Source organism: Allokutzneria sp. NRRL B-24872 (genome assembly GCF_002155965.1).
Lineage (GTDB): Bacteria > Actinomycetota > Actinomycetes > Mycobacteriales > Pseudonocardiaceae > Allokutzneria.
On the sequence record NZ_MUMH01000065.1, the window covers coordinates 1 to 13,867 of the forward strand.

Consider the following 13,867-nt stretch of genomic DNA (forward strand, 5'->3'; position numbering starts at 1 on the left):
GGGCGGGCGGGGGAGTGCGGGAACGGGGCGGTGCCGAAGGCGATGTTCGGCGACTGGTCGGCGATGAAGGCGGTCCGGTACTCACCGTCCATGATCATCGCGAGCTTGCCCTGCTGGAAGGCGTGGTCGGCGGAGTACTCCTGGCCGAGCCCGGCGCGGAAGCGCTCCAGGTTCTCGTAGCCGTAGAACTCCACCAGCTTCTTCTGGAACTCGAACATCGCCTTCCACTCGGCGCTGCCCGCGAGCGCGGACTTGCCGTTGGCGTCGAGGTAGCGCGCGCCCCAGGACGGCGCCCAGATCTGCGCCTGGTTGTTGTAGAAGGGCATCGACGGCAGGAAGCCCGCGACCTTGATCGAGCCGTCCGGGTTCTTCTGGGTCAGCCGCTTCGCCGCGTCCAGCAGCTGGTCGGTGGTCTTCGGGACCTCGGTGATGCCCGCCGCGGAGAACTGGTCCTTGTTGTAGAAGAGCCCGTAGACGTCGGCGAGCATCGGCAGCGCGCAGCGGGTGCCCTTGAAGTCGGTGTAGTCGCGCACCGCCTGCGGGATCACCGAGAGGTCGACCTTGTCGCGGTCGAGGTAGCCCTTGAGGTTCTGCCAGGAGCCGCTGGAGCAGAACTGGCCGAGGTTGTCGGTCATGAAGGTCATCGCCACGTCCGGCGGGTTCCCGCCGCGCACCGCACCGGTGATCTTGTCGTCGTCCTGGTTGCCCTCGTGCTTGATCTCGATGTTCGGGAACTTCGCCTTGAAGCTGTTGAGCGCCTTGGTGACCTCGCGTTCCTCCCGGTCGGAGTACTTGGAGAACACCGTCAGCGTCAGCTTGTCGTCCTTCTTCGGCGGTTCGGCGACCCCGCCGCCACCGCCGCGTCCGCCACCACCGGCGCACGCTGTCGTCAGCACCGCCACCGCGGTGAGTCCCGCAAGTGTCTTGCGCATCAAGCCCTCCGTCGAAGAGGTCAGGCGGGTCTCGGGGACCCGCGGAAGGGTTCGGCCGTGGCGGCGGCGGTGAGTCCAAAAACCTTCTGCCTGGCCAGCGCGAGCGCGGAGTGCAGCGCGCCCGCGCGCACCGGGTTCCCGGTGACCAGGGTGGGAGCGACCGGGGTGCGGGGCACCACCAGTTCGTGCAGCTCGGTGGCGACGAGACCGCACAGCGCCTCCCCGCCCGCCTGACCGGTCTCCCCGGCCAGCAGGACGAGTTGCGGGTCGACCACGCTGACCACCCCGGCGACCCCGGTGGCGATCCGCTTGGCCAGATCGGTGAGGAACGGCTGGCCGTCCTCGCCGGAGGTGCGCGCCTTGCGCACGGCCGACCACGCGGTGCGCGCGGACAGCCCGTGTGCGCGGGCGAGCTTGAGGATGGTCGGCGAGCCGAGCAGGTCGCCGAGCCGGATGCCCCTGCGGTCTATGCCGGTGTCAGCGGCGGCCAGGTCGGGAACGCGCATCCAGTCGATCTCGCCCGCACCGCCGGTGGCCCCGCGCAGCATCCTGCGGTTGATCACCACCGCGGCGCCGATGCCCTCGCTGAGCCAGATCAGCACGAAGTCGTCGATGTCGGTGGCCCGCCCGGCGACCATCTCCTCCAGCGCGACCAGGTTGACGTCGTTCTCGACGGTGACCGGGGCCTCCAGCAGCTCGCGCAGCCGCCCCGGCATGTCGAAGCCCTCCCAGCCGGGCAGGTGCGGCGCGAAGCCGAGGTGCCCGTCGGCGGGGTTCACCGCACCGGGCGAGCCGACGACGACCGAGCACAGCTGGTTCGTGGACAGCCCCGCGCTGCCCACCGTCGCGCGCACCGCGTCGGCGAAGGCGGTGACCACGCCGGGGCCGCCGTCGGGCAGTTCCTGCTGCTGTTCGGCCAGGATCGCGCCGGTGATGTCGGCGACCACGATGTCGGCGTGGCTCGGGGTGAGGTCGACGGCCACGACGTGCGCGAGCGCCCCGTTGACCGCCCACAGCTGGGCGCGCGGCCCCCGGCTCCCGCCGCGCAGCCCGTCGCGCACGACCGCGCCGTCCTGCTCCAGCCGGGTCAGCAGCTGAGCGGTGGCGGGCTTGGACAGTCCGATGATCGCCTCGACCTCGGACCGCGTCATGGCGCCGCGCTGGAGCAGCGCCTCGATCGCGGCGCGGTCGTTGATCTCCCGCAGCAGCCTCGGACTCCCCGCCCTCATCCGCTCCTCCGTTCCGACTTGTCTGTTAACTTCCCAGACGATTTCCGCCACCGTAGTAACCCGCCTCACGGAGGTCAATCCCCAAACCGTTAGCGAACTCCAGGCACAAAGGGTTGCCTAAGTGGTGTTCGTCGGCGGGCTGTTCAGGCAGGCTGGAGGGGTGACGCAACGGTCTGCCGCCTCGCAGGAGGCCAACCCCGGTGAGGAGTCGCTCGCCTCGCTGCTCGGTGGGCGCCGGGCGGCCGTGGACGCGACGCTGCCGCCGGTGGCCTTCGTCGTCGGCTGGCTCGCCTTCGGCGACTCCGTGCTGCTCGGCGCGGTGTCGGCGGTGGTCGTGGGCGCGGTGCTGGCGGTCATCCGGCAGCGGCGCGGGGACAAGCCCCGCGCGGTGCTGCTGGGCATGCTCGGCGTCGTGCTCGCCGCGCTGGTCCCGCTCTACACCGGGCGCGCGTCCGACTTCTTCCTGCTCCAGCTGATCGCGAACGCGGGCAGCGCGCTCGCGTGGGCGGTGAGCATCGTGATCCGCTGGCCGCTGCTCGGCGTCGTGGTCGGCACCGCGCTCGGGCAGCGCACGCGCTGGCGCAAGGACCCCGCGCTGCTGCGCGCCTACAGCCTGGCGAGCTGGTCGTGGGTGCTCCAGTACGTGATCCGGCTGGCCGTGTTCATCCCGCTGTGGTGGATCGACGCCACCGTCGCGCTGGGCACCACGCGCGCCGCGCTGACCTATCCGCTGGTCGCGCTGAACCTCGCGGTGAGCTGGTGGATCTTCCGCAAGGTGCTGCCCGACGACCACCCGGGCATCCGGCACCCGCGCGTTCCCTAGACTCGGCCCATGAGTCGGCTGGAGCCGGGCGGCGCGACCACTCCCGCCGAGTTCGTCGCCCTGCTGAGGGAGGTCAGGGACCGTTCGGGGCTCACCTACCGGGAGATCGAACGCCGTGCCGAAGCGCTCGGCGAGGTCCTGCCGAAGAGCACCGCCGCCTCGATGCTCACCCGCGACACCCTGCCCCGCGCGGAGCTGGTCAGCACCTTGCTCAAGGTGTGCGGGGAGCCCGACGACGCGAGCTGGCTGCTGGCCCGTGAGCGACTTTCCGGTGCTGTCGAGGCCGAAGCACCCGTTCTCGCCGAAGAGAAGCCCAAGCGCCGGTGGATCTGGCCGGTCGGCGGCGCGGCGGTCGTGCTCGTCGCGGTGGCGGTCGCCGTTCCGATGATCCTGGGCGGCCGGCGCTCCGACGACGAGTCGCACCCGATCGCCGCCAAGCCGAACCCAGCCGCGCCCGCCGAGGGCGACTACCGGCTCCGCGCCGCGCACTCCGGCCTGTGCCTGTCGGAGCGCGAGGGCTCGGACACCGGGGTCCTGTTCCAGAAGGACTGCGTGCGCACGCTCCCGCGCCACACGCTCGACCGGGTCGAAGACGGCTCGTACCGCCTCCGCGCTGATCACCCGCAGTTCGGCCCGGGGTGCCTCGGCGTGCGCAAGGAGTCCATGGAGGTCGGCGCGGCGGTGGTCGACGACGAGTGCGCCACCGGCAACGCCGAGCTGTTCAACGTGGAATCCGCTGGTGCCAACGGTTTCCGGCTGCGCGCGCTGCACAGCAACCTGTGCGTGGGGATCGCGGACGGCGAGATGGACGAGTGGGTGGCCCTGCGCCAGGTCGTGTGCGAGTCACCCGTCTCGGCGACCGTCCTCACCTTCGAACCGCTGCCGAAGTAATCCCTCGAATTCGCCATTGCGCTTTGTGGTGAACCCTTCCGGGTGATGCCCCTTTTTGGGTCCCTCGGGTGATCACCTGCGGGGCGTGACGGTGATCTCCGGTGTGTCCCCTGTCTGAGGTATTTCCCCATTCTGGCGCGTTCGCCCTGGTCCGGGCATGTCTATGTTCGTGTGTCCGCCGTCCTTCGGAAAGGGCAGGGAAATGTCGAAGCCGTTGTGGCACGGCCTATTTCGTGTTATGCGCTCCACCTTGGCCTGTCTTCTCGTGCTTTCTCTGCTCGCGCCGTCTGCCGCTTTCGCCCAGCAGGCGCGCGGACTGGGGACGGAGCGCCAGATCGGGCCGACGCCGGTGTACTCCGGCCTCGCCCACGGCGCGATCACCATGGCGTCGAACTCCGTGGTCAACTGCGGCGCGACCACCTGCACCGACAGCACCAGCAACGGGCAGCCCGCCACGTGGGTGAAGGTCGACCCGGCCGCTCCCGGCAACACCGCGTCGAGCGCCCGGATCAGCCTGCCCAGCGGTGCCACCGTGCTCTCCGCCCGGCTCTACTGGCAGCTCAATCCCGTTGCCAGCACTGGGACTTCGGGTGATGCGAGCAAGGCGAACCAGGTCTCGTTCAAGGTCCCCGGCAGCACCGCGTACCGGCGGCTGACCGCCGACACCTACGACTGGTTCGACGCGGCGGGCCGGGGCACCCCGGTGCTCACCGCGCACGCGGGCGCGAAGGACGTCACCGACCTGGTCCGCGCGGCGGGCTCGGGTGACTACACCGTCGCCGACGTGCAGGCGTGCCAGGGCAGGTCGATCAACTCTTCGACGAACCTCGGCTGCTGGGGCGGCTGGTCGCTGGTCGTGGCCTACGAGAACCCGGCCGAGCCGCTGCGCTACCTCCAGGTCTGGGACGGCTTCCAGAAGGTCGTCGGCACCAACTCCGTCGCCATCGACCTCACCGGGATCAAGTCCGTCAGCAGCCGCGTCCCGAACGCCACGCTCGGCATCACCGCCGGTGACGGGGACGCCGACATCGACGGGGACTTCCTCCAGGTCGGGCGGGACGCGTCGTCCTTGCAGACGCTCGCCATGCCCGCGCCGACGCTGCCGGGTTCCAGTCGCCCCAACGCTTTCAGCAGCCGCATCGACCTCGTCTCGGCCGCTGGTGCCGGAACCAACATCACCGCGAGGAATCCCGCTCCGGTCAACAACTTCGGCTACGACGCCCGCACGGTCGACGTCACCGGCAAAGTCCCCGCGGGCACCGACCGGCTCCAGTTGAAGATCGCCACCAACGGCGACGCGATCTACCCGCAGACCGTGTGGCTGATGACCGACGCCCTCGAACCCGATCTGCGGATCACCAAGGCCAACACGCCGCCCGGCAACACCGCCGACAACCCGCCCGGGTGGGTCGTCAAGGGCGGTGAGATCACCTACACCCTCGACGTCGTCAACAAGCACGCAGACGGCAGCATCACGGACCTGGACACCGCGACCGCGATCTCGGTGACCGACCGCCTGCCAGCGGGACTGTCTTATGTGGCCGGATCGGGCGCCGGGTGCTCGGCGAGCGGTCAGCTCGTCACGTGCCCGCTCGCGGACCTCAAACCGGGTGCGAGCGCGCGCATCACCTTCCGCGTCAAGGTCGGTGACTCCGTCGCGGACGGCACGAAGTTCGACAACACCGCGCAGCTCACGTTCAAGGGCGCGCAGACCGGGCGCCCGCAGTCGCGCGAGAGCAACACCGTGCGCAACACCGTCACCTCGCCGCGCTACGAGCTGGTCAAGTCGGTGGACAAGGCCGAAGCCCTCCCCGGTGAGACGCTGACCTACACCGTGGGCATCCGGAACACAGGAACCGTTGCGGCGCCCGGGATCGTGGTCACCGACACGCTTCCCGAGGGAACGAGCTACATCGAGTCGACGCCGTCCCAGGGCTCGGTGTCGGGTTCCGGGCCGCTGGTGTGGAACGCGGGTGACCTCGCGATCGGCGGCAGTGCGAACCTCCAGGTCAAGGTCCGCGTCGGCGAGGACGCCATCGGCAAGTCGCTCGTCAACCGTGCCAAGGGAACCGGCGGGCCGCCCGGCACCGTGCCGCCGGCGAACCGGTGCACCGACGACGCCGCCGCGGCCTGCGCGACCACGGTCGTGCCCAGTCCGGGTTACACCGTGACCAAGAACGTCGACAAGGCCGAAGCGAAGCCGGGCGAGAAGGTCGTCTACACGCTGACCGTGCGCAACACGGGTCGGGTGACCGCCAAGGACATCAAGGTCGTCGATGATCTTTCCAAGGTGCTGGACGACGCTGACTACAACTCCGACGCCTCGGCTTCCGTTGGTAGTCCGACGTATGCGGCGCCGAAGCTGACGTGGACCGGAACGCTCCCGGTCCAGGGAACGGCCACCATCACGTACTCGGTGACGGTGAAGTCGCCGAACACCGGGGACCACAAGCTCGTCAACGCGGTGACCTCGGAGACGCCGGGCGGCAACTGCCCGCCGGACTCGACCGACCCGGCGTGCTCGAAGACCACGCTCGTCCCCGGCATGTCGATCAACAAGGAGGTCGACAAGAAGTCGGCGAACCCGGGCGACAAGGTCACGTACACGGTGACCGTGCGCAACACCGGCCAGACCACGCTGACCGGAGCGTCCTTTGTGGACGATCTGAGCAAGGTGCTCGACGACGCGGTGTACAACGCCGACGCGTCCGCTTCCGTTGGTGCCGCGACGTACGCGGCGCCTCGCTTGACCTGGACGGGGGACCTGAAGGTCGGCGAGAGCGCGAAGATCACGTACTCGGTGACGGTGAAGTCGCCGAACCCCGGTGACAACAAGCTGATCAACACCGTCAGCTCCGAGACGCCGGGCAATCGGTGTGAAACCACGTGCACCACAACGACCCCGGTCTCCGGTTTCCGCATCGAGAAGAAAGCCGATCCCGTGCAGGCCAACCCCGGTGGCACGGTGACCTACACCGTGACCGTGACCAACACCGGGCAGGTCGACCTCACCACAGTGTCCTTTGTGGACGATCTGACCGGCGTCCTCGACGACGCGGTCTACAACGGGGACGCCACCGCCTCGCCGGGCGCGGTGACCTACGAAGCTCCTCGGCTGACGTGGAAGGGCGACCTCGCGGTCGGCGGCTCCGCGACGGTGAAGTACTCGGTCCGCGTGAGCGATCCGGTCAAGGGCGACCACAAGCTCGTCAACGCGGTCGGCTCGGAAACCCCGGGCAGCAACTGCCCGCCGGGCTCGACGGACCCGAAGTGCTCGACGACGACCCCGGTGTCCGGTGTGGACATTCGCAAGGAGGTCGACAAGAAGTCCGCCAATCCCGGTGACAAGGTCACGTACACGGTGACCGTGACCAACAAGGGGCAGACGGCGCTGACCGGAGCGTCCTTTGTGGACGATCTGACCAAGGTGCTCGACGACGCGAAGTACAACGACGACGCCACCGCGACCGTCGGCGCGGTGACCTACGCGGCTCCTCGGTTGACGTGGAAGGGCGATCTGGCGATCGGCGCCAAGGCCACCGTCAAGTACTCGGTGACCGTGAACAAGCCCAACACCGGTGACAACAAGCTGATCAACGCGGTCAGCTCCGAGACGCCCGGTGGCAACTGCCCGCCCGGTTCGACCGAACCGCACTGCACCACCACGACCACGGTCCCCGGGATCGCGATCAAGAAGGTCGTGGACAAGCAGGTCGCCAAGCCCGGCGACAAGGTCACCTACACCGTGACGGTGGCCAACACCGGCCAGGAGGACGTGAAGGCGGCGACCTTCACCGACGACCTGTCGAAGGTCCTCGACGACGCCGATTACAACGCGGATGTGGCCGCTTCCCTTGGTAGCGCGACGTATGCGGCGCCGAAGGTGACCTGGACCGGAGACCTGAAGATCGGCGAGACGGCCAAGATCACGTACTCCGTGACCGTGAAGGCCGGTGGGGGCGACCGCAAGCTCACCAACGCCGTCAGCTCGGAGACTCCCGGCGGCAACTGCCCGCCCGGCTCCACCGATCCGGAGTGCAGCACGAACACGCTGATCCCGGGCGTGCTGATCGTCAAGACCGCCGACCCGCAGCGCGTGCAGCCCGGCGAGAAGGTGACCTACACGGTCAAGGTCACCAACACCGGCACCGCGCCGCTGACCGGAGCGTCCTTCGTGGACGACATGACCGGGGTCCTCGACGACGCGAAGTACAACGACGACGCCCTGGCCTTGCCGGGATCGGTCACGTACTCGGCGCCGAAGTTGAGCTGGAGCGGTGACCTCGCGGTCGGCGCGACGGCCACGATCACGTACTCGGTGACCGTCCAGGACCCGGTGAGCGGTGACAGCAAGCTCCGCAACGCCGTCACTTCGGACACGCCTGGTGGCAACTGCGTTCCCGACGGCAAGGACCCGCAGTGCGCCACCGAAACCCCGGTCGACCCCAAGCCGCCGGTGCCGCCCACTCCGCCGACGCCGGTTGACCCGAAGCCGCCGCTGGCCGACACGGGCGCCACGGTGGGAGCCCTGATGACCTGGGGCTTGCTGCTCATCGTCGCGGGATTCGCCGCGCTGGTCGCCTCGCGGAGGCGACGGGCCTGAACACAGGCGAAGCGGCCCGTCTGCCACCGGGCCGCTTCGTCATGAATCAGACGGCGTCGATCAGACGGTGCCGTAGTAACCGGGCGAGCAGTAGTTGCCGCCGACGTACCAGGCTCCGGTGACCGCCCAGTGCCTCGGGTACGGCGAGTACGGCTGGAGGTCGGTCACACCGGGGCGGACGCAGACCTTGAAATCACTGTCGAAGAACCGGGAGACCTGGAGCATCACGCTCAGCCGCGGGTTCGATTCGCAGTGGTTGTACTTGCCGCCGCCCTGGTACCCGCAGCCTCGTGCGGTGGGCTCGGCCTGCGCGGCGGGCACGACGGCCCCGGTCACGGCAATGCTGAGGGCCAGCACGCCAAGGGCGCGTGCAATTTTCATTGCGTTTTCCTCGCTTAGCTAGGGAATGTCCTGGCGTCGCGGACGCTAGCGAGGTCGCGTTGAGCGGAGCTGTGTTTTGGCCGTTTCTTCGGATTTGCGGGGTTATTTGTCCCTTGAATTGGCCACGTTCTTCAGGGGAAAGAAGGGTCCGCCTGGTGGCGGACCCTTCTCCTGGTCACCTTCTTTTAGTCAACGGTGCCCTTGTAGCCGGGGGTGCAGTTCGCTCCGCCGATGTACCAGGCGTCGGTGACCGCCCAGCCCGGCGAGTACTCCTGGAGGTTGGTCCTGCCCGGCTTGACACAGACCTTGAAGTCACTGCCGAAGACCCGCTCCACCTGGAGCATCACGTTCACGTTCGAGCAGTGCTCGTACTTGCCCCAGTTCTGGAAGCCGCAGCCGCGCGGTGCGGGGTCGGCCTGGGCGATGGGCGCCGCCACTCCGGCCGCGACGATGCTCAGCGCCAGCACGCCAAGGGCGCGTGCAATCCTCATCGATCATTCCTCGCTTGAAGTCGGGATTGTCCTGTTGTGACAACGGTAACGAGGGTGACCTGTGCGAAGAGGCGTCTTCTTGAATTCTTTGTATATGACGGCGGATTTGTCCCTGGAACAGGCCACGTTCCGGCCGTTTATTAACTGAAAACAATCAGGGGCTAGGCGAGGAGTGCGGTGTGCAGCGCGCGGCGCTGTGCCTCGTCCGGGAGGAGTTCGGTCGCGGCCAGCCACGCGGCCCCGGCCGCCCCGTCCGTCGCCTCGGAGATGTCGCAGAAACCGTTGGCGCTCAAGCCGACCCGGAGCGCGTCGCCGAAGGGGTTCCCCGCCTCGGTGAGACTGCCGATGAGCACCACGGGTGAGTCGTCGTCCGCGGCGGGCGCGGCGGCGAGGGTGATGTCCACCAGGTGCAGCACGCCGCGCCGCACGATGTCCTGCGCGATCTCGTCGCCCTCGGCGGCGGCGGTGCTGACCAGTGGCGCGAACCGGGCAAGGCGCACGGGCTCGTCGGCGTTGCAGCGGGTGATCACCAGGCGCCTGCGGTCGGCGGAGTCGGTGCCGCCGACCTCGGCGAGCACGGCCCTGCTGAGCGCGGTGAGCGGCGCGCGGCCCTCGACGGCCTTGAGCGTGGCGCGCACGGCCTCGCGGCCGACCCAGTAGCCGGAGCCCTCGTCGCCGAGCAGCCAGCCGTTGCCGCCGAAGATCGCGGCCATCCGGTGGTCCACGATCCGCATCGCCACCGAGCCGGTGCCCGCGACGAGCGCGGCGCCGTTCGGTTTCGGGGTGCCAGCGGCGAATCCGACCTCGCAGTCGGTCACGACGCGCAGCGGGCAGCGCAGGCCGACCCCGTGCCACATCTCGGTGAAGAGCGCGACGATCTCGGGGTCGGACATCTTGCTGGCGCCCGCCATGCCGACGACGGCGGCCACGACCCCGGCGGGATCGCGGCCGTCCAACGCCGCTTTGAGCGCACCGGCCACCTCGGCGGCGGCCTGGGCGGGGGCGTGCGAGTTGGGGTTCCCGCCACCCGTCCTGCCCGAGCCCAGCCGCGTGCCGTCCAGGTCGGCCAGCAGGGCCCTGCTCGACGTGCCGCCGATGTCCACTCCGAGGATCACGAGCCGACCCTAACGGCGCGATCTCGTGGGAAAAAGACCGATAAGGGGCTCCTTATCGTCAATGTTTCCCCACGATCACATTGCGATGAGACCGGCCCGTTGACCCCGCCCGTTGTGGTGGTGCAAGATCAACAGCTCCTTCGGGACGGTGCCCGGACCGGGCTTGACCTGCAACGTCGACCGGTCGCGGGCCACGTGCGCGACCGCGGGGGCCGAGCCGATGACCACGCCGGGCTTGAGCGGGTCGAAGCTCACCGGGGTCCCGCTGGTGTCCACGAGGCCGTCGGAGTCGCTGGGCGCCACGTAGTAGCCCCGCACGTTCACCATGTACTTCAACGGCGCCGAGGTCGCACCGGCCGGGATGCCCAGCGCCTTCAAGGTGGTCGGCAGCGCGATCACGCTGGTGTCGTAGACGTTGGTGTCCACGTCGCCGTACTGGGTGTTGACCGGCTGGGCCTCCACGATCGCGAAGGTGCCGTCCGGCTCCCGCTTGGTGAGGTCCCTGGTCTGCGCCAGGAGCAGATCGGTCTGCGGCTGCCTGCCGACCTCCACGCGGCGGTCGGGCCTGCCGTCGCCGGTGGTGTCGATGTCCACGAACGGCACGGTGTTGCCGCCGACACTGGACCAGTCGCCCCAGGTCGCGATGCCGAAGGTGACGAGCCCCTGCTGGTTGCTGTTCGCGCCGTACCAGCGCAGGTCACCGCCGCGCGCCGTCTGGTTGATCGTGCAGTTGTCGACGACCGCGCCGCCGCACTCGCGCATCTGCGGGGAACTGCCGTGCAGCTCGAAGACACTGGCCAGCGAGCGGTACGCCTGGCTGCCACTGCCCTGGTCGAGCCCGCGCCCGGTGAACTGCACCAGCCGCTGCGTTCCGACCTCCAGCTTCTGCGCGGCCAGCTGCGAGACCGGCTTCGGCGCCGCGTAGACCGGCAGCCGCAGCGCCGATCCGCCCTGGGGAGTCACGGTCAGCCAGCCGGAGGCGTCGCTGACGAACTGCCGCGCCTTGCCGCCCTGCTTCTCCTGCATGGTCGGGTCGATGACCTTGCGCAGCGCCCGCGCGTCGTCGATCCGCAGCGTCACGGTGAAGGTCCTGGTGAGCTTCGGCCCCAGGTCCAGCTCGCTCGGCGTGACCTCGTAGCGCACGCCGGGCATCTTGGTCGCGGCCACGTAGTCGATCGCCACGCTGACCGGCTTGTCGCTCTTGTTGACCACCTTCACGGTCCTGGTGGCGCGCACGCGGTCGATCACCTCGACGGTGCCGAAGGAGACGCTGACGGCCTGGGACGGGTCGTCGGCCATCACGAGCAGCTGGTTCTGCTGCGCGGCTAGGGCGTCGACACGACCGGAGCCGACCCGCTGCGGGCCTTCGGCGACCTTCTTGTCGGCGGCGGCGTTGATGGTCGCGGTCGCGGTGTTCATCACCGACGCCTTGACCTCTTCCGGAGTCCAGTCCGGGTGCGCCTGGCGGACCAGCGCGGCGATCCCGGCGACGTGCGGGGTGGCCATCGAGGTGCCGCCGATGACCAGGACGTCGTTGCCGGAGCCCGATTTCGCCGAGGAGATCGTGTCACCGGGGGCGGCCACGTCCGGCTTCACGGCGGGACCGCGCCCGCCGCGCGAGGAGGACGGCGTGATCGTGTCGGCGATCCGGGGCTCGACGTTCGGGGTGGACCCGCGCAGCGAGCCGCGCAGGCGGACGCTGAGCTGGCCGAGCACCGGGCGCACCTGCTCGCTGGCCTGGCGGGTCAGCTGGAACATCGGCGTGGTCTTGTTGCCGCCGATGCCCGCGGCGAACTCGAAGGCGGTGGTGGGCAACAGGACCGCCTTGGCCCCGGCGGCTTCGGCGTTGTTCGCGCGCACCGCCGAACCGCACTTGCGCGTCGCGTCGTCGTCGTCCCACTCCAGCCAGACGATCTTGTCAGCGACCTTGGCCTTGTCCGCGTCGGAGAACGCCTTGCAGCCGTCCTTGTTGGCCTCGTCGGACATCGGGACGACCTGGCGGGTGAGGTCCAGGCTCGCGTAGCCGCCGTACTCCACGCTGAGCTGGCCCGCCTTGCGACCGGCCACTGTGGACGGTGCAGTGACCTCGATGCCGTCGCGCAGCGAGTAGGCGTCCCTGGTGTTGGCCACCGCCAGCGTGGACGGCGCGTTCGCGGGGGAGCCGCCGACGTCGGTGATATCACCGCCGTTGCCGTTGGCCGCCACCACGAGCACGCCGTGGTCGGCCAGCGTCTTCATGATCTTGTTTTCCGGGGTGTCCGAGGTGCCGAAGTCGGTGCCCAGCGACAGGTTCACCACGTCGAGCCGGTCGCCGAAGTCGCCGTCGGAGTTGGGGTCAAGCGCGAGGTCCATCGCCTTGGACGTGACGCTCGTCCCGCCCTTGCAGCCGAACACCTTGTAGGCGTAGATCTTCGCCTTCGGCGCGGTGCCGGGCCCGATGCGCATCGCCGCGAGCTGGTCGCCGCCGAGGGTGTTGTAGTCGCCCTTGAACGTGCCGCCGTCGGCGTTGACGCCGAAGCCCGCCGCCGTCCCCGCCACGTGCGTGCCGTGCTGTCCGCAGGCGATCGGGTTGGGGTCCGGCTTCGGCGTGCGCGAACCGAAACGGCCGGAGGAGTCGTAGTCGTTGCCGACGAGGTCGGCCCCGCCGACGACCTTGGCGGTCGGGAAGTACGAGGACTCGATCTTGGTGGAGTCGATGGCCTTGTACGCCGCCTCGGTGCCGGGCCCGCCGAAGGTCGCGTGCGTGTAGTCCACGCCGTCGTCGACGATGCCGATGCGCATGTTGTCGCCGAGCCGCCCGGTGGCCTTCCACGCGTTCACGGCCTTGGTGAGCTGCGCGGCGCTGGCGTTCATCCGCTCGGTCGGCATGTGCCTGCGCACCGAGCGCACCTCGGGCAGCTTGCCGAGCGCGGCGAGCTTGTCGGCCTTGCCGCTGAGCATCAGGCCGTTGAGCGCGTTGCCCGTGCGGTACAGCTCCTCGCCACCGGAGCCCAGCGCGGCGACCACGCGGTCGGCCTGCTGGTTCATCCGCTCGCGGGTGGAGCGCACGGCCTGCGCGGTCTGCTCGGGCGTCGCGCGGTTGCGGCGCTGCTCGGCGTAGACGTCGATCAGCGAGCGCTCGCTCAGCTCGACGAAGGCCGTCGCGGTGCCGTCCGTGGCGAGCAGCGCGGGGTCGACCCGTTCGCGCTCAGCCACCTTCGGCCAGGGGCCGGTCGGCGCCGCGGGGGTGAGCCCGTCGGCGGGGGTGGTCTGCGCGCTCGCGTTGCCAGCGAGCCCGGCCGCGGCCAGTGCGGCGACGAGCACCACAGCCCCGCCGCGCAGCGCCTTCTGTCCTCGGCCCTGTCGTTCTCGACGGAGTGCCATGCGCGTCCTCTCCGAAGGGGAAGTGATCACTGACCGGTC

At 69.5% G+C, this 13,867-nt stretch carries 9 protein-coding genes; 3 read left to right on the forward strand and 6 right to left on the reverse strand.

Annotation, left to right across the window (positions count from 1 at the left end; all coding sequences use genetic code 11):
• Together CCN37_RS18080 and CCN37_RS18085 are read right to left on the reverse strand one after the other, a co-directional pair.
• Positions 1-932 (reverse strand): extracellular solute-binding protein (locus tag CCN37_RS18080; protein WP_143261665.1); only part of this gene is annotated, 932 nt, incomplete at its 3' end.
• A 20-nt stretch (positions 933-952) separates the two neighbouring features.
• Complete coding sequence (locus CCN37_RS18085; protein ID WP_086822144.1) at positions 953-2,161, reverse strand: ROK family protein; 1,209 nt, start codon at positions 2,159-2,161, stop codon at positions 953-955.
• Between the two features lie 160 nt (positions 2,162-2,321).
• Between CCN37_RS18085 and CCN37_RS18090 the strand changes: the two genes are divergently transcribed.
• From CCN37_RS18090 to CCN37_RS18100, 3 genes are all read left to right on the forward strand, one after another.
• On the forward strand, positions 2,322-2,984 hold the full coding sequence (locus tag CCN37_RS18090; protein WP_086822266.1) for a DUF3159 domain-containing protein: 663 nt from the start codon (positions 2,322-2,324) through the stop codon (positions 2,982-2,984).
• Between the two features lie 9 nt (positions 2,985-2,993).
• A complete protein-coding gene (locus tag CCN37_RS18095) occupies positions 2,994-3,875 on the forward strand; it encodes an RICIN domain-containing protein (protein WP_086822146.1) in 882 nt (293 codons plus the stop codon).
• 265 nt (positions 3,876-4,140) lie between these two features.
• The gene (locus tag CCN37_RS18100) at positions 4,141-8,478 is read left to right on the forward strand and encodes a DUF11 domain-containing protein (RefSeq protein WP_246843117.1); all 4,338 of its coding nucleotides are present in this window, start codon (positions 4,141-4,143) and stop codon (positions 8,476-8,478) included.
• 60 nt (positions 8,479-8,538) lie between these two features.
• Here CCN37_RS18100 and CCN37_RS18105 read toward each other — a convergent pair whose 3' ends face one another.
• From CCN37_RS18105 to CCN37_RS18120, 4 genes are all read right to left on the reverse strand, one after another.
• Positions 8,539-8,859: a DUF6355 family natural product biosynthesis protein gene (locus CCN37_RS18105; protein ID WP_143261666.1), complete on the reverse strand. Its 321-nt coding sequence runs from the start codon at positions 8,857-8,859 to the stop codon at positions 8,539-8,541.
• 185 nt (positions 8,860-9,044) lie between these two features.
• Positions 9,045-9,350, reverse strand: coding sequence for a DUF6355 family natural product biosynthesis protein (locus CCN37_RS18110; protein ID WP_143261667.1), 306 nt, complete (start codon positions 9,348-9,350; stop codon positions 9,045-9,047).
• A 161-nt stretch (positions 9,351-9,511) separates the two neighbouring features.
• Positions 9,512-10,465: an N-acetylglucosamine kinase gene (locus CCN37_RS18115; RefSeq protein WP_086822154.1), complete on the reverse strand. Its 954-nt coding sequence runs from the start codon at positions 10,463-10,465 to the stop codon at positions 9,512-9,514.
• A 75-nt stretch (positions 10,466-10,540) separates the two neighbouring features.
• Positions 10,541-13,828, reverse strand: coding sequence for a S8 family serine peptidase (locus CCN37_RS18120; protein WP_086822155.1), 3,288 nt, complete (start codon positions 13,826-13,828; stop codon positions 10,541-10,543).
• Positions 13,829-13,867 lie beyond the last annotated feature (39 nt).

Coding starts and splice junctions, on each gene's coding strand:
- CCN37_RS18085 (WP_086822144.1), bottom strand. CDS start 2,161: ATGAGGGCGGGGAGTCCGAGGCTGCTGCGGGAGATCAACGACCGCGCC.
- CCN37_RS18095 (WP_086822146.1), top strand. CDS start 2,994: ATGAGTCGGCTGGAGCCGGGCGGCGCGACCACTCCCGCCGAGTTCGTC.
- CCN37_RS18105 (WP_143261666.1), bottom strand. CDS start 8,859: ATGAAAATTGCACGCGCCCTTGGCGTGCTGGCCCTCAGCATTGCCGTG.
- CCN37_RS18110 (WP_143261667.1), bottom strand. CDS start 9,350: ATGAGGATTGCACGCGCCCTTGGCGTGCTGGCGCTGAGCATCGTCGCG.
- CCN37_RS18120 (WP_086822155.1), bottom strand. CDS start 13,828: ATGGCACTCCGTCGAGAACGACAGGGCCGAGGACAGAAGGCGCTGCGC.